This window comes from Lentilactobacillus sp. TOM.63 (genome assembly GCF_030361045.1).
Taxonomy (GTDB): domain Bacteria; phylum Bacillota; class Bacilli; order Lactobacillales; family Lactobacillaceae; genus Lentilactobacillus; species Lentilactobacillus dabitei.
The window spans coordinates 1-22852 of the sequence record NZ_JAUCAP010000044.1 but is presented as its reverse complement, the minus strand read 5'-3'; the positions used below and the strand labels follow the sequence as shown (position 1 = coordinate 22852).

The window sequence follows — 22852 nt, the reverse complement described above, 5'->3', positions numbered from 1 at the left end:
TGATTAGTTTTAAGCCTAAATACGCGCCAACCAATATTGTCAAAGCTTTTAAGGGTGGCTCTGCGCGCCTATTCTTTAAGAAGCACCCGGAAGTAAAAGCCCAAAAGTTTTGGGGTGGCCATTTATGGTCACGCAGCTACTACATGAGCACGCTTGGCAACATGAGCAGGGAAGTTGTTGAACACTATATCGATAATCAACGCTGATAACACCTTTCGGTGTTAGTTTGTGCATTCATCTACCTGGTTAAAACCAAGAGATTTCTGCGAATCCTTTCATTAAATGAGGCGACTGATTCACAATTGACTGAGTTGGTTGAAATCCGCGTCACTTAAAGTAACGTTAGCTGCAGCCACATTATCCTCCAAATGTTGAATTGAACTCGTTCCTGGAATTGGGAGAATGTTTGGCGAGCGTTTTAACAACCAGGCTAAGGCAATTTGGGCTTCGGAAACATGGTACTTCTTAGCGATATTGCTCAGTGGGCTGTCAGCACCGACTAGTTTACCGGTGTTGAGTGGGAACCAGGGGACGAATGCCATCTGCTGGGATTCACAGTAGTCCACCACATCGTCATCTTTGTGGTTGGCAACGTTATAAAGGTTCTCAACCGCATCAATCTTGGCATATTTTTGGGCTTCTTTGATTTCTTCGACGGTGACTTGGCTGAGGCCAATGTGCTTAATTTTGCCTTCATCCTGCATCTTTTTGAGCTCCCCAACTTGTTCAGCTACTGGGAAATGTGAATCAATTCGATGCAAGAACAACAGGTCTTCATGGTCAAGCCCCAATGTCATCATTGAAACTTCAACTTGTTGACGAAGATAGCCAGGCTCACCATGAGGCGTCCAAATACTTGGACCTTGCCGGGTTTGACCAACTTTATCCGAAATGAAAATTTGATCGCGGTTGGCGGCCTTCTTCAGGCCAGCAGCCAAGTAGTGGTCAGCAAACCACGGACCGTAGGAATCAGCGGTATCAAAGAAATTAACACCAAGTTCAGTGGCGTGTTCAACGACACTCACGGCTTGATTCCAATCTTTGTATGGCCCCCAGGTTCCTGGCCCAGTGAGTTGCATGGTGCCGTATCCTAACCGATTAATTTTAAACTGATCATCAAATTGATAAGTACCAGAATTTACTGCATTCAGTTCTGCCATTATTTCCACTTCTTTCATAAATATTTGATACGTGCTCATTATAGTCGGTATACTGATTGAATGAAATAATTGATGATGGTCTCAAAAAATAACTGAAGAGAAAATGAAAATTCTATTCGACTTTTCATACAGAAGGATTACAAATATTGTATACTTAACTTGAAAATAAATTTAAGGACGCCCCAAATTTGCCAGAATGAAGTAGAGGAATGAGTAAGATGACTGATAAATATTATGGTGCAATTATCGTAAACGTATCCGGGTTAGAATTATTGATTGTCAACCTAAAGAATTTGAAAACGTTGGAGCGGGTAAAGAAAGACATTAATCTTGGTGATGATGTCTATCAAAATAAGCCAGTTAGTTTTGAATCCGTTGACCGGGTTTCAGAAGCCTTAACGGGATTTGTCCAGATCTTAAATGATTATGGCGTAACCAACTATACACTTTGGGGTAGTCAAGCATTATCTGAAGCCATCAATGCTGATTTTATTGCTGATCAATTATTTCTTCACACTGGTCTAACCATTCGGTGGCTCTCTACAAGTCAAGAAACTTATTACCGCAATCAAAAAGCCTATGTTGATTTTAGTAAAGAAAAAGATAGTAAAGCTAAGACCATCTTTTTAGTTGGGATCACTTCTGGGAATACGGTGATTACTGAATTTGATGACCGAAAATTTGTTTCATCGACTGATTTTGCCTTAGGACCCATTAAAATTGCCGAAGATTTACAAAGCTTGCGGCAGACGGCTCCCAATTCAATTGGTGTTTTGAATGATTATATCGATAGTAAATTAAATGATTTTTATATTGGCAATCCTTCGAGTGTGATTCATGAACCTGAACCCAGTAAAATTATTTTATTGGGCACACTGCCTATGAAACGAATGATTGATCGTTATCGCGGTGATCAAGAGCAGGGCGGCCTGACCGCTAAGGCATTTAATAATATGGTTGATGATCTAGTGGATTCGTCTGATCAGTATTTAATCGAACAACTTAAAGTCGATGAGTCTTACGTGCCATTGGTATTACCAGAACTCTTACTCGTTAGAAGGGTTATTCGGTTGACTAATGCCACAGAAATTAGCTTCTCTGATTCTGGCGTGGTTGATGGCCTAGTTAATAACGAAGCCGTCATAAAAGGCTATTCAAAACAGAATTTCACTTCTCAAACAATCACAATGGCCAATAACTTGGCAACTCACTATGGGGTTGAACAAGACCATGAAGATCTGGTCACCAAATTCACGTTGCACTTGTTTGACCAATTAAAGCCGCTTCACAAATTAGGTAATCGCGAACGGGTCTTACTGGAAGTTGCGTCGATTTTGCATGATGTGGGAAATTACATTGGAATTCATGAGCATTATCTCCATTCAGAATACATTATTCAGCACTCGGAAATTATCGGCTTGTCTGATTCGGAGCGGCGGACAATTGCTGCCGTTGCGCGTTACCATAGTTCAACAACCCCCAGCGAGGATTTGAGTCACTTTCAGCATTTAACGGCTGATAATCGCCGCCTGATTTCAAAGTTAGCTGCAATTCTGCGACTGGCAGATGCGCTGGATGATGATCGCCAACAAAAGATCAAGAAAATTTCAGTGTCAGTTAAAGCCCCTAAGGTGATTATTACCGTCTTTAGCAATGCCAATTTAGCCTATGAAAACTGGATTTTTAATTCTAAAAGTCAATTTTTCACTGAAGCATATGGATTTAAAGCTGTACTGAAACAAAGGAGTGTGAAAACAAAATGAGTTCAAAAATTGATTTTAAAGATCCCAATTATTATACGAACCGAGAGCTTAGTTGGTTAGATTTTAACTACCGAGTGTTGGATGAGGCTCGGGATAAATCAAATCCACTGTTAGAACGGGTTAAATTTCTTGGGATCACCCAGAGCAATTTGGATGAATTCTTTATGGTGCGGGTTGCATCATTAGCTAAGTTAACAGAAGTTAAATACGAGGGTACCGACGCTTCCGGACTAACTCCTGCTCAGCAATTAAAAGCCGTAAATGATAAGGCCCATGATATGCTGATCAAGCAATACAGTACCTTAAACCGTTCCTTGTTGCCGGCAATTAATCAGGTTGGCATTCATCTGTTAACCATCGATGCCCTTAGTGAAAAACAGTTTCAATTCATCAAAGGTTACTTCCACGATGAGCTCTATCCAGTGTTGACACCAATGGCTGATGACAGTTCGCGACCGTTTCCGTTTATCAGTAATGATTCATTGAACCTTTCTTTACGAATTACCAAAAATGATGATGCAGATGCAAAGACGCTTTACGCAACTCTCCAGGTTCCAAGTATTTTTCCACGGGTGGTTCGTTTGCCAGGGGCTCAAAATGATTTTATTTTGATCGAGGATGTGATTAAGCGCTTTGTGAATCAATTGTTTGTCAACTATGATATCAAAGAAGTTTCAACTTTCCGGGTTATTCGAGATATGGACTTGGATGTCGCTGAAGAAGATACCTCAGATTTATTGAAGAAGGTTCAACAACAGCTCAAATTACGAGAGCATGGTGAAGTCATTCGGCTCGAAGTGGATGCCAATATCAGTAAGAAACTCCGTAAACGGCTCGTCAAAGAACTCCAAACCGAAGAGGATTCCGTTTATGAAGTCAATGGACCCATTGACTTGACGTTCCTCAATAAACTAGCGAGTGCTGTTGACCACGATGACTTGAAGTATCCACCATATACGGCTTACCAACCGGAAGAACTCAATTCCGATCATAATATTTTTGATGCAATTAAGGAACATGATTGGCTGATGCAGCATCCCTACGATAAATTTGATTCAGTCGTGGAATTCATCCGCCAGGCATCAATTGACAAAGAAGTCCTGGCCATCAAGATGACTCTGTATCGGGTATCAGGTGATTCGCCAATCATCAAATACTTGGGTCGAGCTGCCCAAAATGGCAAACAAGTGACTGTATTGGTTGAAGTTAAAGCTCGGTTTGATGAGGAAAACAACGTTCACTGGGCCCGGCAGCTTGAAAAGATGGGTTGTCACGTTATTTATGGCCTGGTTGGGTTAAAAACCCACTCCAAGTTATCGCTGGTTGTTCGCCGGGAAGAAAATGGCATTCGGCGCTACATCCACATGGGAACCGGTAACTATAACGACGTGACTGCTCATTTCTATACGGACTTAGGCTTGCTCACCTGCAACAATGACATCGGGATTGATGTCACGAATATTTTTAATATGTTATCCGGGTATTCCAGACCGCCATATTTCCATCAATTGCACATTTCCCCTCATGGCATTCGCGACTTCATCATGGATCGCTTAGATGAAGCAATTAAGTACGTGAAGGCTGACCGCCCAGTTCACATTCAGATGAAGATGAATTCTTTGTCTGATCAGGAGATGATTGCTAAACTTTATGAAGCCTCTACGGCTGGCGTGGCAATTGATCTGATTGTTCGAGGGATTTGCTGCCTAAAGACGGGGATTCCCGGGGTCAGCGAGAACATTACGGTTCACTCGATTGTCGGCCGTTTCCTGGAACACAGTCGGATTTATTTGTTTAACTTTGACGGTGATCAGCAGGTCTATCTTTCCAGTGCGGATTTGATGACGCGAAACTTAAACCGGCGGGTTGAACAGCTCTTTCCAGTGCTGCAACCGGATTTAGCTCAGCGAGTTGTGACCATTTATGAGACAATGTGGACGGATAATGTCAAGACACGAACGTTGGATAAAGATGGTATTTATAAACGTGTTGACCGTCGGGGCCGCGCACCACTTGATTCTCAAGAATACTTTGCAGCTCAAGCAACTAAGCTCGCTAAGGCGCAACAGAGTTCTCAACGACCAAAAAGTGGCGCTCAGTTTCAACCAATGCTAAGTCCGCAAAACCAACCCGATCCATTTAACGATGATGATGGGAGTGACAATCAGTAATGGAAAATTTTGCTGTGATCGATTTAGGCTCCAACTCGGTACGAATGACGATTAGTCAAATTGGTAAGGATGCGACCTACCAAACTGTCACCCAGATGAAAGAGTATGTCCGGCTTTCCGAAAATATGGGGATTGAAAAGGTTCTCCAACCCGACGCGATTGAAAGGACAATGGCTGCCTTGAAGGGATTTAAGGACGTTTATTCCAAGCTGGATAACTTAACGATTAAAGCCGTTGCCACTGCAGCAGTTCGGCAAGCGACCAACCAGAAACAATTTTTGAAACGCGTTAAGAATGAACTTGGCATTGATCTTGAAGTGATCTCGGGTTCTCAAGAAGCTTATTATGATTATGTCGGCGTAAGCGAAACCTTACCGGCAACGAACTCGGTTATTATTGATACGGGTGGTGCCAGTGCAGAAATTGTACTCGTTCAAAATGGCCGAGTGACCAACTTGATTAGTATTCCGGTTGGTTCGGTGACCTTATCAGCAAAGTTTGCATTAGCTGATGAAGTGTCTGCCCAAGAATTCTTTAAAGCAGTCATGTATGTAGAGAAAATGTTCCAGAATGTTTGGTGGCTGAAAAACGGGATTAATTTACCAGTCATTGGCTTGGGCGGAAGTAATCGGACCCTTGCCAAGATTAATCGACGTTACAACAATTTATTGGATACTGATGACATTCATGGTTATCAACTGAAAGACGACCAAGTCAACGATACCTTCCAACGAATGCTCGGCGAGAATCTCGAAGAGCGCAAAAAGGTACCTGGCATCAGCAAGGACCGAGCAGATATCATTGTTGGCGGCTTGATCCCAGCAGTATTATTGATGAATTACCTGGATTCCGATCGAATCACATTCTCAACGAGTGGTTTGCGGGAAGGAATTCTATTTGAGAAACTGCACAGTCTGATTAAGGAAAATGTTGAGAAAAGTAAGTGAAGCTGAAATGTTAGAAATTAAAATGGCGAAGAGGAAATCCCGTCTCCGCGTGATGATTTAAGAAACGGCTCCAATCTCACCATCACCAAAAAAGGAAGTTGGACAAAAATGTCTAACCTCCTTTTTTGATTGACGTTCACTTACAACTTGGAACTATGGAAGCCCTCTTCCAATTCACTAATCGGTTTCTGGAACACGCGTCTCAATGGTGCGATTACCAAGAACCCAACTGCAAACAGTGCCAGAATCCCCAACGAATGCCAGAAGACCGCCGGGATTGGGCCAGCAATGGCCTCCCGGAATCCTTGGATGGCATACGTGAATGGCAGGTAAGGGGCTAAAGCAGCCAAGTATGGCGGAATGGTTTCCAGCGGATAAATGCCGCCAGTTCCAAACAACTGGACAATCATCAACAAAACACTGATGACCTTACCGACATTGCCAAACATGTAAACCAACGTGAACATGATGATTGTAAAGACGATTGTCGTCGTATAGGCGGTTGCCAACATCGCCAGAACGCTGACGGGCCTGATGCCAAGAATCAGCAGTTCCCCAATCATGGTAAAACTGGTTTGGGTGAGTGAAATTGAGAGGTAGAGCAATAATTTACCCACGTATTTCTCAATCAAATTGGTTTTTGGGAATCGTTCATTCTTAGGTGTTCGATATTTCCAGGAAACAATTGTTGTCAGCAACAAGATCCCGATCCAAATCGATAGGGTCGTATAAAATGGGGTGACACCATACCCAAACTTGCCCATATTATAAAGATCTGCCTGCTTGAGGGTGATTGGCGATGATAAAAGACTTGCTGCTTTAGGATTTTCGCCCAGTAAATTAATTAGGCGGTTCAGATTTTGTTCATTGATGAATTTAGTTTGGTCATTCAGATTGGTTAACTTATCCTGAATTTCAGCCAATCTGCTGTGAATTTGGTTGACTCGTGAAATTGATAGTTTACTAATCGAATTACCGGCAGTTGCCAGCGCGTTGAGTTGGGGCACTAGGCTGCGCAATGATTCTAGAACTTGATCATCACCGGTCATGCCAGTATCAAGTGTGTTACCCAGGTCGTCCAGGTTCTGACTGAGGGTATCATTGAACGTTGAATTTGCGTCATCAATGTTATGAGCGAGTTGGTCGCCGGTCTTTGACAGCTGAGCGACCAAGTGATTAAGGGACTTTTTAGAAGCGCCCGAGTTAGCAGCCGATTTTAGCGAGGAGAGGCTTCGTTGTTGTTGGCGAATGTTTTTCTTGGCGTTACTCAATGAGTGGATGAGTGACGTGGTTTGGTTGCTTGGCAAGATATTATTCACCACATCAATCACTCGTAATGCGTTGTTGATGTGGTCAATGGTGGTATTTCCAAGGCTTTGCATTTGGTTGATTTCAGTTTTGAGCAGCCCATTAGTTGAAGTGTCGCCAGTGCCAAGATTAGTTGCGAGTGATTGGAGCCGTTCGCCATCTGATTGGAGTTGGGTTAAGCCGTTTGCTAAATCACTGCGAGCGTTATCCAAGGTGGTTTTTGTTGATCGGGTTAAAGCTTTACCATGATTGACGACTCGCTGAAGATCGGTGATTTGCGCAGAAATTTTCGGTAAGTCGGTTTTGACGGTCTTCAAATACTGTTGCATGTCTTTTGAATCACCATTGACCCGTCCAAGGTAGCCTTGAGTTTTCTTAATCGTCTTAATCGCATTGAGTAAGGATGATCGAATCTGCAAAATTTGTGGTTTGTGGGTATCCAGCTTTTCGCCGGCAGCGTTCATTTCTTTCAAAGCCGCCTTACTACTGATCTTGATGAAATTATCCCGAACCTGCTCAGTTAATGTATCTTTGGCTTGACCAGTGATCTTAGTGGCGGCCGGGTTCAACTTTTCATTTGATTTGTAAACGATATTTGGCTTTTGGGGATTAGTGGTGACCAACGTTCCTAGTTTACTTGAAAAATCATTTGGAATCTCGATTAGAGCGTAATATTTTCCTTGGTCAAGGCCGTTATTGCCTTGCCAGCTGTTGGTGATGACCCAATGGATGTCTTGACTCTTCTTGAGTTGACCAACAATTTGTTTCCCGACATCGATTGATCGACCATTAACGGTGCTGCCCTCGTCGCCGTTGACCACAGCGATCGGGAGCCGGCTGGTATTTGCTTTGGAGTATGGGTCCCAGGAAGCTTTGATATTAGGAATCGCGTAAATAGCTGGGATCAGACAAAAAGCCAGCAGGGTGATCCATACCGGCCGGCTGTGAAAAATTCGTTTAAAGTCACGTGTAATTAAGGTAAATATTGTTCTCATAGAAAAATTGAGTCCTCATTAATTCAGACGATCGAGCAATCCTTGGGCGAGGGCAAACACCTTGTCATTCAGGTTGTGAATGGTCACTACCTTTGGATAGAGTTTATTAATCCCTTGGCTAAATAAATAGTTGAGTTCCTGCCCGTCAGACTTGATCATCTGGATGATTTCATTGAGCTTGGCAATGTCGTCGTTGTTACTAATCGAATTCTTGAGATCACTCAGTTGATTGAGTAAATCAGTGATGGTATTTGTCCGGTTCATGGATTCTAGAATTGAAATCAACTGATTCTTGTTGTTAATTGATAACGTGTCAATCAGGCCAATGATTTGGTTGACTTGTTGGCGCTGCTTGGACACATTGAGCATCCGAACTAGATGCCCCCGCCAAATCCAGCCCTTGATCTTGCCATTACCATTCTTCACATAATAATAAACTGCTTTGTTACCATTTGCACGGGTAATATTTGCGGACTTATAGGTATAAAACGTGGTCAACGGGTAATTGTCGGCATTGTGAGCTTTTTTCGTTAATTTGGCAGAGGTATATAGATAACCGCTGACTGCCCGGTACGGATCCTTGGTCAAAGTTTTGGAACTGGTCACTTTGGCGGCTTTAGATTTGGCGGCGGTGGGAGTCGACTGTGATAGGCTGATCCCGGCAATAACGAGCAGGCAGATCAGCAATGATTTGATTAATGAACGTTTCATCTGTAAAATCTCCTTGGAAGTAAAAATGTATTGGTTAACTATTGTTAATGGTTAATAGACGCGTTATTATCATTGTAATGCATTTTCGTGAAGAAAAAAACCGGTTATTCAGATTTTGGGGTACAAATTATGGTTAAGAACATCAAGCTTATTTATCAACGGGACTTAAAATCAATTTTCAAATACAAGGCGGCATTGCTGACAATTACTGCGCTCTGTGTGCTCCCGTGTCTGTATACGCTGGTCAACGTCAAAGCACTCTGGAACCCGTACAATACTCAAGAGGTTAGCCGAATTCCAGTGGCGGTGGTGAATAACGATCAGGGTGCTAAGCTGCAAGGAAAGCAGTTTAACTTTGGCGATAAAATTGTTGCGAATATGAAACAGAATCACCAAATTGGTTGGCGCTTCGTTGATTCCAAGATTGCCAAAACCAAGTTGCGGGCTGGCAAATATTATGCGGAAGTCGAAATTCCCCGCAATTTTTCTGCGGACCTAACCAGTATCACGTCCAGTAACCCAGCAAAAGCTCAAATTAATTATACTGCGAATACCAAATCCAGCCCAATGGGAGATAAGATTACCGAAACAGCGGCCAAAACGCTGGTTAGTACGGTCAAAAAGCAGTTTGTATATCAAGTCAACGCGACCATCTTCTCCTATTTAAATGTGGCGGGTGACAAGGCCAGCAGCAAGCAGGCTGAAATTTTGAATCTTAAGGATTTGATCATTTCTCTTGGGGACAGCATGGAATTGGCAACTGGATTTCTTGGAGACATTAGCGATACTTCCAACAGTTTGGCGATGGCCTTTTCAGAATTAAAGCCGGTAATCTCTGCCTCACAGAACGTCAATGTGGCCGGGACAATCGGCTCAACCAATCGCGAACTGATCAACTCAATTGATCAATCGGTGAATCGGTCATTTAATAATGTTGGCACGGAATTAAGGAGCTCCCAAGACAACGCCAAGCGATTGGCAACCCTATCGAAACAATTGAGTGCGGCCAGTGCAGCTCATAACCGCAGCCAAGTTAACAGTTTGGCTGGCAAGATGGTTACCCAAATTAATTTGGTGCGAGGACAGCTAACCCCGTTGATATCGTACTTAAAGACGGTTAATAAAAGTCACCAAACAACTTCAGTCACTAACTTGATCAACAGCTTAACCAGTGTTGAACAGCTATTGAATACGCAACATCAACAGGTCACGGCATTGAAGCGGGGGTTGAATTCTGGGAGTACGGTCAATGCTGGTGCTCAACAGCGCATTGTCAACCATGCTTATTCGACAATGGCCAAGCTCAATGGCTCATTGCAGCAATACAACAATCACGTTCATAATGATCTGAACGGTATCCAGCGGCAATTAAATTCAACCACCAATCGGACTGCAGGCATCTTGAGTGATGTTAAACAAGTCCGCAATTTAAATGAAAAATCTTTGGATACCGTTATTCGGGGGAATCAGCTGATTGGGGATTCGACTGGCAAATTGGAGAATCAGCTATTGCAGTATAAAGACTTGATTCTGAATGCTAGCAATCAATTGAAGCTGACCTCGGACAATAATATTGCGGATATCATCAGTGTTTTGCAAAACAACCCAAAGTTGATGGGAAATGCCTTGGCTGAGCCCTTTAATGTGAAGGATGAAAATATCTATCCAGTGAGCACGTTTGGATCCGCCTTTTCGCCGACCTATATGGCTTTATCAATTTGGGTCGGGTGTGCCATGTTGGTGGCGGTCCTTCATACCAGCGTGCCCAAATACCATAAGTTTAAGAATTTAAAGCCTCGTGAAGAATATATTGGTAAAATGTTACTGTTTAACACCTTATCAATGATTCAAACAGTCATTATTATTTTGACGACCGTCTTTATCCTGCACGTTCACGTGGAAAGTTTGTTCCTAATGCTGATGGTCGGGGTGGTGACATCACTGACGTTCTCGGTAATTGTTTACACGATGGCGTCGGTGTTTGGCAACCTGGGAAAGGCGCTGGCCGTCATGATGGTGGCCGTTCAGTTGGCCGGAAGTGGCGCCATGTATCCAGTTCAATTGAACCCGCTGATTTTTAGGATTATGCAGCCGATTTTCCCGTTTTCATATAGCGTCAGCGGCTTTCGTGAAGCAATTGGCGGTCCAAATGTTGGAACGGTCATTGTCGACTTTTCGGTCTTGATATGTATGCTGATTGGTGGATTGTTAATTGGCCTATTTCTCAAGAAGTCACTGAAGCGGGTGACCGATCGGCTGCTAGGCGATTTTGTGAGAAGTGGAATTGGTCAATGACCTGATCGAAGCAGTTCCAATTTGTAGACGGTGAAATCAATCTAAAGTCTTGGTTATTTGAGTGAAAATGGTCGAGACATTAGTCGGCAAAGAGTTTATAAACGCAACTTGGCTTTCCCTTCTCATATTGATAAAACTTGCGATAAACGGCTGATCCCCGCCATTTAAGCAAAAAAAGGAATGCATTCAAAAAGCCAGAATGCATTCCTTTTTTCACTTAAATTCTGGGATCAAATTGCCTTTCCCAATCTCTGAAATTAAAAGCCCTCTCAATCTTTTCAACATCAACTCGTTTATTCATCCCACACCCAATAATGATTGAACTACACTTGCGCGCCAACCTGATTGTTCATCAACGCCTTGAGATTTTCTCTTCTTACTTCACGTGGTAAAAAGCTTCTGATATCATCCTCGCTGAAGCCAACTTGAAGCTGTTCATCGTTGTATATCATTGGGCGGCGGATTAGATCCTGATTTTTTACCATTAGATCGACTAACTGTGATACAGTTAAATCATCGATATCAACTTTTAACTTGTGATAAGCGTTACAACGGGTAGAGATGAGGTCCATCGTCCCATTTTCTGTTAATCGAAGAAGTTTCTTAATCTCATCGGCGTTTAGCGGCTTGCGGGCAAGGTTTCTTTCCTTGAACTCGATCCCGTGGTCGATAAGCCATTGGCGAGCCTGACGACTAGAAGAGCTGCTAGGTGCTACCAGTAAGTTCAACATAAGAACCATCTCCCTTGGCAAACCGTTAAGAGTGTGGCAAAGGGTGCTGTGATCTCGGAGGGTAACTGACTTGAATAGTGAAGCGAGTTGGTTACACGGTAAGGATCAGCCCTTTGGAACACGTTTCAACAATATAGAGGCAGTGAATCATGTGACAAGCCTCACCTCCATCCCCAACTTTATCTTATCATGAATATAAGAAAAAATAAATATAAAGGATTCTGGCATGGGTTTGATAACCCTTAATATAACTGGTGTTTTGACGAGTAAAAGTTGTACCGCAAATTTAATGATTTCATAATAAATACTGACAAAAAGTGACTTTAGTAAGGAGTAAAAATAATATGAAGATTGCTGGTTTTGGTGTTGAAGAATGGTTAAACAAGTGGGAAAAGTCGGCCACTTATGATATTTCGCAAAGTACAATTTCGTCAATGACGATGGCAGAAGCCCTGGCCCTTGATGGCAATGGTGGCGCGAGTTTTTATGACCTGCTGGACAGCCAAAAAATGAATTACGGTTGGATTGAAGGCTCACCTGATTTTAAGGCTGAAGTCAGTAAATTATACAAACACGTTGATCCGGATAATGTTTTGCAAACTAATGGGGCCACGGGGGCAAACCACTTAGCGTTGTACGCGCTGGTGGAACCTGGTGACCATGTTATTTCAGAATACCCATCTTATCAGCAGTTATATGACATTCCGAAGTCATTGGGTGCAGAGGTGGACTTCTGGCATATTCGTGAAGATAAGGATTGGTATCCGGATATTGCCAAACTCAAATCATTAATTCGTCCGGATACGAAGCTGATTTGCTTGAATAATGCCAATAATCCAACCGGCACCCTGCTCGATGAGGTCTTCTTAAAACAGGTGGTCGCGCTTGCCGAGGAGGTTGGAGCTTATGTATTGGTTGATGAGGTTTATTTGCCATTGGATCATCCCGAAAACTTCACTTCGATTGTCGACCTTTACGATAAAGGGATCGCGACAAATTCGCTTTCGAAGACGTATTCGATGCCCGGTATTCGAGTAGGCTGGACTGCCAGTAATCATGAACTTGCCGATCGATTCCGAAAGTATCGGGACTACACAATGATCTGCTGTGGGGTATTTGATGACTTGATGGCGACTTACATTTTGAAACATCGTGATAAAGTCTTAGCCCGCAATCGCCAGCTTGTCCTGAATAACCTGAATATTTATAAAGACTGGATTGATTCTGAACCACGGGCAAGCGTTGTGATGCCCCAAGCGGTGTCAACCTCATTTCCAAAGCTGGATATTCCAGAAGACATTGAATCGTTTTGTATCCGATTGTTGCAGGAGCAGGGCGTCTTGCTGGTTCCCGGAAGCCGCTTTGATATGCCTGGTCATGTGCGTTTGGGATATTGTGCTGATGAGGCAACTTTGAAAGAGGGATTGAAGCGACTGTCTGCATTTTTGAGGCAGTACGATTAGGTAGTTTGAGACTGGGATTAGGCGATTTGATCCCAGAAGTTAACGAAAAGAACCAATTATTCCTGATTTTGGAATAATTGGTTCTTTTCGTTAAATGGCCGATATCAGCCGTTTGCGCAGCTTTTATCCAAGTGGCTAGGGCTGAGTGAATGATCATCGATTGAAAATTAATAGATGTCCCGGCCTGTTTGTTGCTTTATTCAGAAGAATGGGATTCCAAGTTCCCCACTCACTTCGCGTTTATCACCGCGCGGGTCTCTTGCCAAATCTGTTTGGCAATTCCCGGGTGGTTCATCGTGTACAAATGAATGCCGGCCACGCCTTGAGATACCAAATCAATGATCTGATCGACTGCCTAGGCAATCCCAGCATCCCTCATTGCTTCCTTATTGTCTTGGTAACGGTCCATGATGGCCCGGAACTTTTTGGGTAGTGGGACCCCCGACAGTTGCGTAATTCTGGCAATTTGGTTGCGATTGGTACATGGCATAATTCCAGCTTCAATTGGGACGTTAATGCCAGCAATTTCAGTCTTTTCTTTGAAATCATAGAAGGCTTGGTTATCAAAGAATAGTTGGGTGATCAAATGGTCAACCCCTGAATCGACCTTCCGCTTTAAATTGCCAATATCATCAACGAAGTCAGTCGCCTCCATATGACAGTTGGGATAACACGCACTGGCAATGCTGAAGTTGGGCCGATTCTCCTTGATGAAAGCCACCAGTTCGTTGGCATGATTGAAATCACCAGCTGGTTGTTTATCAGGAATATGGTCGCCTCGCAATGCCAAAACGTTTTCGACATTAATGGAACTGAGTTGATCAAGCAAATCCAACACTTGTTGCTTGGTTTGATACAACCCAGGTACATGGGCCATTGCGGGAATCTTTAATTGATTCTGAATCAAGTTGGCAACTTCTACTGTGCGATCATAATGATCAGTTCCACCAGCACCTAGAGTGACCGAAATAAAGTCTGGATTAATCGATTGCAATTGCTCTAACGTCGGCAAAATTGCGTCCTTATCAGCGGTCTTCTTCGGTGGGAATACTTCTAATGAAAAAACAGTTTTCTGGTTAAATAACTCCGTTAGGCTCATGAATCGCACTCCTAACCTTTTTAGTTGCGTCAACGATATTTCGAAGACTCTCGAACGCTTCATCTTCAGAACGCGTCTTTAAACCACAGTCAGGGTTAATCCAGATTTTTTCAACGGGTAATTTTGAAACCAACTGCTTGATTAAATCTTCAACCTCTTGTTCCGATGGGATTCGAGGTGAATGAATATCGTAAACACCGGGACCAACTTCTGTTTGGAAGTTCGCCGCAACTAATTCGTCAATCAAGGTGAAGTCCGCTCTGGAAGCTTCAAACGAAATGACATCGGCATCCAAAGCATCAATTGCCTTGATAATGTCACCAAATTCGCTGTAACACATATGGGTATGAATTTGGGTACTTGCTTGAACCTTACTGTGAACAAGCCGGAATGCCGGCACAGCCCAGTCAAGATATTCAGAGTACCAGTTGGATTTTCGGAGTGGTAAGTTTTCCCGCAAAGCTGGTTCATCAATTTGGATAATCTTGATGTCATTCTTTTCCAAATCAAGGACTTCATCTTGAAGTGCTAACGCAATTTGGGTGACCGATTCCTTCGGGGTAACGTCTTCTCGCGGGAATGACCAGTTGAAGATGGTGACAGGTCCGGTGAGCATTCCCTTAACGGGCTTGTTGGTTAAGTTTTTTGCAAAAACGGATGCTTTGACGGTGATTGGAGCTGTCCGGTTGATATCGCCCCAAATGATTGGTGGCTTGACCCCACGAGTTCCGTAGGATTGAACCCAACCATTTTGAGTGAAGACAAAGCCGTCCAGCTTTTCGCCGAAGTACTCGACCATGTCGTTACGTTCGTATTCACCATGAACCAGTACATCCAAGCCAAGATCTTCTTGAATTTTGATAATTCGGCGAATTTTGTCTTCGTTAAATTGATCGTACTGTTCACGGGTAATTTCACCCTTACGTAATTTTGACCGATTTTGCCGAACGTCCTTGGTTTGGGGGAATGAACCGATCGTTGTGGTTGGCAGGATCGGCAGATTAAATTCCTTTTTCTGAATGGCTTCTCGCTCGCTTCGTTTTGGCAAGCGGGTATAATCAGCGTCAGTCAGCTTGGCAATTCGCTCATGAACCGCTTCTTTATAGGGATGCTTGACGTTCTTAAAGAGGGCGTCATTTTTATCCAAAGCGGCCTGACCATCTGCCTCATCGCGAAAAATGTTATCCAATTCCTTAATTTCAGCCAGCTTTTCAGTGGCGAATGCCAAGTGTTGGTGCACATCGGCAGGCAGCTTGGTTTCGTCGGCAGCCGTGTAAGGAACGTGAAGCAGGGAAGTCGAACTACTGAGGACGATTGTTGCATCGGTATGAAGGCCATTTAAGAAAGCGATCGTCTTAGCGTAATGATTCCGCCAAATGTTCTTACCGTTGACAATGCCGGCAAATAAGACTTTGTCAGCTGGGAAACCATTTTGCTTAATTAATTCGGCGTTGTAGTGGCCTTCAACGAAGTCTAGGCCAATGCCATCAAAATCAAGGCTGGTGACATCATGATAAACATCCCGAAGATCGCCAAAGTAGTTTTGAAGGAGGACCTTAACAGTCCCTTTGTTGGCTAAAATTGTCTGATAGAGTTTGTCGAACAATTGCTTTTCAGCGGCATCAACGTCAAAACTCAAGGCTGGTTCGTCAATTTGAACCCACTTAACGCCTTGTTGACCAAGCTTTTGCAGCACTTGGGAATAAGCGGTTGCCAATGTATCAGTAAAATCAGTTGGCTTGGCGCCGTCAATAAACCTGCTTAATTTTAACAAAGTATATGGTCCGGTGATGACCGCCTTTGCGTTGATTCCGAGCTTGAGGGCCTCATCAACTTCATTAAATAATTTGTCACCAACCAATTTGACATCGGTATCCTTGGAAAATTCAGGGACGATGTAATGGTAATTGGTGTTGAACCACTTCTTCATTGGGAGGGCCTTAACCGTTTCGGATCCCCGTTGGTACCCACGCGCCTGGGCAAAGTATTCATCAAGTGGCGATAGATTCAATTGTTTGTAGCGGGCAGGAACGATGTTCAGTAAATTAGCTGTATCAAGAACCCCGTCAAAGAACGAAAAGTCACCAGCTGGAATCAAATCGATTCCGGCCGCTTGTTGCGCTTGCCAGTGATTCTGCTTGATCTCGTCAGCTGTTTTTAAAAGTGCGGCTTGGTCGATCTTGTTCTTCCAATAGTGTTCCGTTGCAAATTTTAATTCGCGGTGATGCCCGATCCGGGGAAATCCAATAATTGTGGTTGTCATATAAACCCTCCTAGTTTTAGTTGCAAAGTGATTTGTGAACTTATTTTAATGTTAGTTGCTTGGTGTTGTAATGTGAGAAGGGTATAAGACGGGGTCAAAATCTCATAAATGAGACTAGTCGACAACGTGTCGTTCGAATGGGTCATCAGAAATTCCCTTAGCTAGAATATCTTTGCTCCATTCCTTGGCTGAGAATAATGAGTGGTCACGATAATTTCCACAGCTATATTTGTCAGTTCCTTGAACGTCCTTCCATTGGATGTCGTTGGCGATTTCTTCAAGTGAACCTTTCAGGGCCTTGGCAACTTCTGTGGTGCTGTGCTTGCCCCAAGTAATCAAATGAAAACCAGTTCGGCAGCCAAATGGTGAGCAGTCAATCACACCGTCGAGGCGGTCACGAAGCAAGCCGGCTAAGAGATGTTCAATCGTGTGTAAACCGGCAGTTGGAATCGCGTTTTGGTTGGGTTGAACCAGTCGTAAGTCGTAGTTTGAGATAACGTCGCCTTTTTGACCAGTTTCCTCAGTAATTAACCGAACGTAGGGTGCTTTAACCTTTGTGTGATCCAATGTAAAACTTTCAACTTTTGCCATGATAGTGTCAATCTCCTTAAAATTTATTTGATACACTGTTATTTTAACGCGTGCTAAGAATCATAAAAACCCTTCCAGAAACTTTTGACCAAATAAAAAAGCATCCGCCCCTTACACCAGAAAATCTGATTAAGGGGCGAATGCTTCGCTGTACCACCCTGAATTCGTATTATTCTCACAAATAATACCTCAAAAAGTACCATGATCGATACTCGGCGATATAACGGTCGCACCCGACAACTCAAGCGTGAACTTGAATGCTGCTAATCAGAGTTCATCTTCACCAACGTATCAGCGATCCTTTCCCATCAACCGGATTCTCTTTGTGCTTAATTAGTTGGCTACTCTTCTCTTCAGAGCTTTGCTTTTTGAACTAGCATTAAAATTTAATGATAATAATAGACGCCATTCTAATTATTGTCAACCATCATTTGAGAGAATTTGATTGTAAATTGCATTTTGCGGTCGGCTCACGTATAATTACCACTGAAAAATCTGTCCTTTAAGATGGTCCTGAGAGGCCGTGAAGGAAGCCATTAATGAACGTGTTTTGCTACACCGCCTGGTTAGTCGCTTTGTTCTCCTGTTGGAATATAATTTTGCGATGGCGAATGGTCGATGTGGTTCAGACGAGCACCAGCAGTTAAATCCTCAGATAGGGTTTGAGTGCTGGTGCTCTTTTAGATAATTGACTTTAAGTTTTCCAGCGTTTGAAATTAACTTCCACGATTTTGTTGACGCCTAAGCCAACAATCCTCGCCGGATTTCCCACCGCAATGGTTTTTGGCGGGACATCAACTAAGACCACTGCACCGGCGCCGACTTTGCTGAAAGCCCCGATGGTAATGTTGCCGAGGATCTGGGCATTTGCACCTAGGAAGGCACCTTGTTCAACATGGGGATGGCGGGGACCGAAGACAGTTGTTCTCGCCCCCAGCGTGACGCCGTGCAAAATGGTGACGTCATCTTCAACAATTGCGGTTGAGCCAATGACCACGCCAACCCCGTGATCGATAAACACCCGTTTGCCAATGGTGGCTTTAGGAGAAATCGAGATGCCGGTGCTGTGAGCCGCGTGTTGGCTGATCAAACTCGCGAGGGTAAAGAAACGTCTCAACACCAAAAAGTGGGCAATTCGGTACCAGAATAATGCCCGGATTCCGGGATAGGTTAGCAGGACTTCAGTCAGGCTATGAGCCGCTGGATCACGCTTGAGAATGGAGTGGGCTGTTTGAAACATGGTCATCGCTCCTCTCCAAAGCAGCGAACCCGGCTTTCAGGTCAGCCAGTAAATCTTGCTGATCCTCTACGCCAACGGATAGTCGAATTAATTCATCTTGAATGCCATTCTTTAGCCGGATTTCGCGGGGAATTGCGCCGTGAGTCATCAAGGCCGGAATTTCGATGAGACTTTCAAGCGCGCCAAGACTTTCCGCTAGGGTAATGACCTGCAAGTGCTCAACAAATTGCTTTGGATCTAGCCCCGGTTGTAATTCGAAGGAAATCATCGCGCCGAATCCGTGCATTTGTTTGCGGGCAATGTCATAGTCTGGATTGTCAGGATTGCCTGGGTAGTAAATTTTGCTGACAAGTGGTTGGTGGGAGAGATAGTCAAAGATGGCTTCAGCGTTTGCTAAATGGGCGCGCATTCGGAGCGAAAGGGTCTTAATGCCGCGTTGAAGCAGCCAACTTTCTTGTGGGGCCAAGATACCGCCGATGGCATTTTGCAAATAGCCAATTTGTTTGCCTAGCTTTTCATCATTGGTGACTACCAAGCCGGCGATTACGTCGCTGTGGCCGCCAAGGTATTTAGACGCACTGTGGAGAACAATATCAACTCCCAGTTCTAATGGCCGTTGCACATATGGTGAAGCAAAGGTGTTATCGATAATGCTTAATAGCTTGTGTTCTTTGGCAATGTGAGCGATTGCGGCAATGTCGGTCACCCGGAGTAGTGGGTTGGTTGGGGTTTCGAGGTAGATCGCTCTGGTTGCCGGGGTGATTGCCTGCTCAACTGCCTGTAAATCCCGGGTGTCGACGACGGTGAACGTCATCCCAAAGCGTTTAAGCACGGCATCGATTAATCTAAACGTCCCACCATACACATCGTTGCCAACGATAAAGTGATCACCAGCCGAAAAGAGTGAAAAGACTGTATCGATTGCAGCAGATCCCGAAGCAAACGCAAAGCCATCAGTGCCGCCTTCAAGATCGGCAATTAATTTTTCCACTGCCTCTCGAGTTGGGTTGCCAGATCGGGAATATTCATATTGATTCTCGCCAATTTTGTTTTGGCGGAAGGTTGATGCCATATAAATTGGCACAGACGTTGCGCCGGTGGTTGCGTCTTCACTGATGCCGCCATGTAATAATTTCGTATCAAATTTCATCATAAAGGACCTCGCTTTTAGTTTTTAGTCGTAAATATGTTCACTCATGTAACGTTCACTGCTGTCTGGAAATACTGTCACAATCCGGCTGTTTTGGGGTAAGTGTTCCACAACCTGTAAGCTGGCGGCCAGGGCGGCACCACTTGAACTGCCAACAAACAGCCCTTGGGTTCTCGCCAGTTGTTTCACTTGGGAAAAGGCGGCCTGATCGGGGATCGTCAAAGTTTGATCAATTTGGACCTCCTTAAAGAATGGGGGAACAAATTCTACCCCGATGCCTTCGGTGCGATGGGGATGAGCTGGACCGCCGTTTAAAATCGATCCCTCTGGTTCGGCCACGATTGTTTGGGTTGCTGAATTTTGCTCTTTTAGATATTTGGCAATTCCAGCAAAGGTGCCTCCGCTGCCAGCCCCCGCCACAAATGCAGTGATGGGTTGGCCTAAGTCTTCGATGAGTTCGGGTGCAAGGGTGTGGTAATAGGCCGCCGGATTGGCTGGATTTTCAAATTGCATCGGAACGTAACTATTTTCGATGTTGGTGGCAATGTCTCGTGCCTTCTTGATTGCCCCCTTGATTCCCAATTCACTCGGCGTGTTGATTAACTCTGCCCCCAGCGCCTTCATCAATTGCTGTTTCTCAAAACTAAATTTTTCTGGAACGACTAAAATCGTTCGTAATCCATGTTGCTGAGTTGCCAAGGCGACGCCAATGCCAGTGTTGCCGGCAGTTGGCTCGATGATTGTGGTGCTGTCATTGATCTTGCCACGGTCAATGCCATCTTGAATCATGTATTGACCAAGCCGGTCCTTGATGCTGCCGCCAGGATTGAACATTTCAAGTTTGGCGTAAATGTGACTGTGATTTGGAAGATCAATTTGGAGATCAATAAGTGGCGTGTGGCCGATGAGTTGTGAAACTGATTGAATTAACATGATGTCATCCTCTCAAATGTCAAAATAGATAGAAAAAGGGTGCGAAAACTCAAATGAATTTTCGCACCCTTTGCTGCGTTCATGCCCCTGAAAGGCAATTAACTTTTAAGGTCGGTATTCCTCAAAATGTCAATGCTAACAGGCCGAACATCGCAAAACGCGCGTTGTTCGACAACAGTTATTGATTGCATTAAACATTGATTGAGTCATAAGGACACCTCCGAAATTTTGTTGATCAAATCATACTGAATTTAGATGACATTGTCAAATGATATTTTAATTTTTATTTGCTGCGATTCATTAGGTTAGTGATTAAAGTCGACTTTCGCACATTGACAAATTTTAATAATTTACTCATAATCAATACCAAATGAGGGGATCCTTGTACTCAAATTAACGATGAAGGTTGGCGACAAGATGTCAGTTAATATTAATGAGTTATCATTGCCAGATGGTCAGATTGTGTCAGACAATGAAGAAATCAAGAAATTGAGCAGTGATAAATTTACTGAAGCAATTGAAGAAGATAATCAGCCATTAGCAGTTATTCAGGCTAAAAGCGTTGCCGATGTGCAGGCGGCGGTTAAATTTGCGAACGATAACCGGATTCCAGTTACTGCTCGTGGTGCCGGAACATCAATTGTTAACGGATCGGCGGCTGAAAAGGGTGGCTTGATCATTGACCTGACACAACTCAATAAGATATTGGAAATTAATATTCCCAACCAGTATGCCATTGTCCAAGCGGGCGTTTTAAACTCAGATCTTGATGAAGAAGTTCGCAAACATGGGTACTTCTTTTCACCTGATCCTGGTTCCAAGCGAATCAGTTCGGTCGGTGGGAATATTGCAACCAATGCTGGTGGAATGAGCTCGTTAAAGTACGGAACAACGAAGCAATCCGTTGTTGGGTTGCAGGTGGTTCTGGCTGACGGGAAATTGGTGGAATTAGGTGGTAAAACATTCAAAAACAATGCCCCTTACGATTTGACCGATTTATTTGTCGGTTCTGAAGGAACGCTGGGAATTATTACCGCGGCTACGGTCAAGTTACTACCAATTCCGTTTGGAAACCCCGTTACAGGGTTGACAACTTTTAACAACATGAAGCAATTGAGCATTGGGGTTCAAAATATTTCTGGTAGTGGCCTCTATCCGTCCATGATGGAAGCTTTAAATAAAACATCGATTGAAGCTCTGGATAATTTGGAAAAGTCCGATTTGGGTAAGGGCGGTGCTGAATCCCTCTTAATCTTCCAATTGGACGTTGCTCCAGCCGGCGCGGTTGACGCTTTGAAGAAGATTTTGACTAAATCAGGAGCATTGCAGGTTAATGTCACCGACGATCCAGGTTATGCCAAGAAGATCATTAAGATTCGCCAAGATTATTATCAGGCAGAAGCTGCTTATGGGCGCTTGATCGTGGAAGATGTCGCCGTGCCGTTATCCAAACTACCAGATTTGGCTGACTTTGTTGAAAAATTACAATTCACGTCTAAAGTGACTGCCTTTTTGGGTGGCCATGCTGGTGACGGTAACTTCCATCCAAACTTCGCCGTTTCAAAGGACTATTCCGAAACGCCAGCCGACGTCAATGATGCAATTAATAAAATCTTCAAGTACGTCCAATCCATTGGCGGCACAATTTCAGCCGAGCATGGGATCGGTGATTTGAAGTACAAGTGGGTACTGCCTCAACTTGGTGAAGATGTGGTTGAGCTGCAACGAAAGGTTAAAAAAGCCTTTGATCCTAATAACATCTTGAATCCGGGCAGAAAAGTCTAACCGTAGGAGTCTTTAACAGCTGAGGTTGATGGATCGGCTAATTCACTGATGATATATGAGGCGGGATATATATATTAATTTTCAATCGATGATCATCGCCCTAGCCACCTGGATAAAAGCTGCGCCAAACGGCTGATCCCGGCCATTTAACGAAAAGAACCAACTATTCCAAAATGAACTGAACCCCTTGAATTGGAGAAATCTAATTCAAGGGGTTTTATTATGTTTCCTTATGAAGTTAAAATGG

Annotated in this window: 16 protein-coding genes and 1 pseudogene; 7 read left to right on the top strand and 10 right to left on the bottom strand. The window is 43.8% G+C overall.

The genetic code is table 11. From position 1 onward, the window contains the following. The coding region (gene tnpA, locus QUF07_RS09255) for an IS200/IS605 family transposase (RefSeq protein ID WP_289427253.1) at nucleotides 1–206 on the top strand (206 nt) is incomplete at its 5' end. Between the two features lie 90 nt (nucleotides 207–296). Here tnpA and QUF07_RS09250 read toward each other — a convergent pair. After that, nucleotides 297–1160 (bottom strand): aldo/keto reductase, encoded by an 864-nt coding sequence (locus tag QUF07_RS09250; RefSeq protein ID WP_217342041.1) that lies wholly within the window; start codon nucleotides 1158–1160, stop codon nucleotides 297–299. Between the two features lie 218 nt (nucleotides 1161–1378). On the opposite strand from QUF07_RS09250, the gene QUF07_RS09245 reads away from it, so the two are divergent. The 3 genes from QUF07_RS09245 to ppx are packed head-to-tail and all read left to right on the top strand — an operon-like array spanning nucleotide 1379 to nucleotide 6041. Continuing rightward, complete coding sequence (locus QUF07_RS09245; RefSeq protein WP_217342042.1) at nucleotides 1379–2923, top strand: Ppx/GppA phosphatase family protein; 1545 nt, start codon at nucleotides 1379–1381, stop codon at nucleotides 2921–2923. After that, nucleotides 2920–5094 (top strand): RNA degradosome polyphosphate kinase, encoded by a 2175-nt coding sequence (locus tag QUF07_RS09240; RefSeq protein ID WP_289427252.1) that lies wholly within the window; start codon nucleotides 2920–2922, stop codon nucleotides 5092–5094. The genes QUF07_RS09245 and QUF07_RS09240 overlap by 4 nt, the downstream gene beginning before the upstream one ends. Then, a complete protein-coding gene (ppx, locus tag QUF07_RS09235; protein WP_217342044.1) occupies nucleotides 5094–6041 on the top strand; it encodes an exopolyphosphatase in 948 nt (315 codons plus the stop codon). The genes QUF07_RS09240 and ppx overlap by 1 nt, the downstream gene beginning before the upstream one ends. A gap of 140 nt (nucleotides 6042–6181) precedes the next feature. Here the strand turns inward: ppx and QUF07_RS09230 are convergent, their stop codons facing one another. Together QUF07_RS09230 and QUF07_RS09225 are read right to left on the bottom strand one after the other, a co-directional pair. Then, a complete protein-coding gene (locus QUF07_RS09230) occupies nucleotides 6182–8344 on the bottom strand; it encodes a YhgE/Pip domain-containing protein (RefSeq protein WP_289427251.1) in 2163 nt (720 codons plus the stop codon). Between the two features lie 18 nt (nucleotides 8345–8362). Continuing rightward, on the bottom strand, nucleotides 8363–9055 hold the full coding sequence (locus QUF07_RS09225; RefSeq protein ID WP_289427250.1) for a D-alanyl-D-alanine carboxypeptidase: 693 nt from the start codon (nucleotides 9053–9055) through the stop codon (nucleotides 8363–8365). Nucleotides 9056–9184: 129 nt separating this feature from the next. On the opposite strand from QUF07_RS09225, the gene QUF07_RS09220 reads away from it, so the two are divergent. Then, complete coding sequence (locus QUF07_RS09220) at nucleotides 9185–11350, top strand: YhgE/Pip domain-containing protein (RefSeq protein ID WP_289427249.1); 2166 nt, start codon at nucleotides 9185–9187, stop codon at nucleotides 11348–11350. 323 nt (nucleotides 11351–11673) lie between these two features. On the opposite strand, the gene QUF07_RS09215 is transcribed toward QUF07_RS09220, so the two are convergent. Further along, the gene (locus tag QUF07_RS09215; protein ID WP_289427248.1) at nucleotides 11674–12081 is read right to left on the bottom strand and encodes a Spx/MgsR family RNA polymerase-binding regulatory protein; all 408 of its coding nucleotides are present in this window, start codon (nucleotides 12079–12081) and stop codon (nucleotides 11674–11676) included. Between the two features lie 344 nt (nucleotides 12082–12425). On the opposite strand from QUF07_RS09215, the gene QUF07_RS09210 reads away from it, so the two are divergent. Beyond that, nucleotides 12426–13544, top strand: a complete 1119-nt coding sequence (locus QUF07_RS09210) for an aminotransferase (protein WP_289427247.1) — start codon at nucleotides 12426–12428, stop codon at nucleotides 13542–13544. Between the two features lie 229 nt (nucleotides 13545–13773). Here QUF07_RS09210 and metF read toward each other — a convergent pair. The 6 genes and pseudogenes from metF to QUF07_RS09180 form a co-directional block, all read right to left on the bottom strand. Next, a pseudogene (metF, locus tag QUF07_RS09205) lies at nucleotides 13774–14643 on the bottom strand (methylenetetrahydrofolate reductase [NAD(P)H]). After that, complete coding sequence (metE, locus tag QUF07_RS09200) at nucleotides 14621–16906, bottom strand: 5-methyltetrahydropteroyltriglutamate--homocysteine S-methyltransferase (protein WP_217342051.1); 2286 nt, start codon at nucleotides 16904–16906, stop codon at nucleotides 14621–14623. Before metE ends, metF begins: the two are co-directional and overlap by 23 nt. 114 nt (nucleotides 16907–17020) lie before the next feature. Then, nucleotides 17021–17497: an S-ribosylhomocysteine lyase gene (locus tag QUF07_RS09195; RefSeq protein ID WP_054746957.1), complete on the bottom strand. Its 477-nt coding sequence runs from the start codon at nucleotides 17495–17497 to the stop codon at nucleotides 17021–17023. A 694-nt stretch (nucleotides 17498–18191) separates the two neighbouring features. Further along, complete coding sequence (gene epsC / locus QUF07_RS09190) at nucleotides 18192–18737, bottom strand: serine O-acetyltransferase EpsC (RefSeq protein WP_217342052.1); 546 nt, start codon at nucleotides 18735–18737, stop codon at nucleotides 18192–18194. Continuing rightward, nucleotides 18703–19887, bottom strand: coding sequence for a trans-sulfuration enzyme family protein (locus QUF07_RS09185; protein WP_217342056.1), 1185 nt, complete (start codon nucleotides 19885–19887; stop codon nucleotides 18703–18705). The genes epsC and QUF07_RS09185 overlap by 35 nt, the downstream gene beginning before the upstream one ends. A gap of 24 nt (nucleotides 19888–19911) precedes the next feature. Beyond that, nucleotides 19912–20820, bottom strand: a complete 909-nt coding sequence (locus tag QUF07_RS09180) for a PLP-dependent cysteine synthase family protein (RefSeq protein WP_289427246.1) — start codon at nucleotides 20818–20820, stop codon at nucleotides 19912–19914. Between the two features lie 417 nt (nucleotides 20821–21237). Here QUF07_RS09180 and QUF07_RS09175 point away from each other — a divergent pair, with 417 nt between their 5' ends. Further along, a complete protein-coding gene (locus tag QUF07_RS09175; protein ID WP_289427245.1) occupies nucleotides 21238–22605 on the top strand; it encodes an FAD-binding oxidoreductase in 1368 nt (455 codons plus the stop codon). The last annotated feature ends 247 nt before the right edge of the window (nucleotides 22606–22852 follow it).

Coding starts and splice junctions, on each gene's coding strand:
- QUF07_RS09250 (WP_217342041.1), bottom strand. CDS start 1,160: ATGGCAGAACTGAATGCAGTAAATTCTGGTACTTATCAATTTGATGAT.
- QUF07_RS09245 (WP_217342042.1), top strand. CDS start 1,379: ATGACTGATAAATATTATGGTGCAATTATCGTAAACGTATCCGGGTTA.
- QUF07_RS09240 (WP_289427252.1), top strand. CDS start 2,920: ATGAGTTCAAAAATTGATTTTAAAGATCCCAATTATTATACGAACCGA.
- ppx (WP_217342044.1), top strand. CDS start 5,094: ATGGAAAATTTTGCTGTGATCGATTTAGGCTCCAACTCGGTACGAATG.
- QUF07_RS09230 (WP_289427251.1), bottom strand. CDS start 8,344: ATGAGAACAATATTTACCTTAATTACACGTGACTTTAAACGAATTTTT.
- QUF07_RS09225 (WP_289427250.1), bottom strand. CDS start 9,055: ATGAAACGTTCATTAATCAAATCATTGCTGATCTGCCTGCTCGTTATT.
- QUF07_RS09220 (WP_289427249.1), top strand. CDS start 9,185: ATGGTTAAGAACATCAAGCTTATTTATCAACGGGACTTAAAATCAATT.
- QUF07_RS09215 (WP_289427248.1), bottom strand. CDS start 12,081: ATGTTGAACTTACTGGTAGCACCTAGCAGCTCTTCTAGTCGTCAGGCT.
- QUF07_RS09210 (WP_289427247.1), top strand. CDS start 12,426: ATGAAGATTGCTGGTTTTGGTGTTGAAGAATGGTTAAACAAGTGGGAA.
- metE (WP_217342051.1), bottom strand. CDS start 16,906: ATGACAACCACAATTATTGGATTTCCCCGGATCGGGCATCACCGCGAA.
- QUF07_RS09195 (WP_054746957.1), bottom strand. CDS start 17,497: ATGGCAAAAGTTGAAAGTTTTACATTGGATCACACAAAGGTTAAAGCA.
- epsC (WP_217342052.1), bottom strand. CDS start 18,737: ATGTTTCAAACAGCCCACTCCATTCTCAAGCGTGATCCAGCGGCTCAT.
- QUF07_RS09185 (WP_217342056.1), bottom strand. CDS start 19,887: ATGAAATTTGATACGAAATTATTACATGGCGGCATCAGTGAAGACGCA.
- QUF07_RS09180 (WP_289427246.1), bottom strand. CDS start 20,820: ATGTTAATTCAATCAGTTTCACAACTCATCGGCCACACGCCACTTATT.
- QUF07_RS09175 (WP_289427245.1), top strand. CDS start 21,238: ATGTCAGTTAATATTAATGAGTTATCATTGCCAGATGGTCAGATTGTG.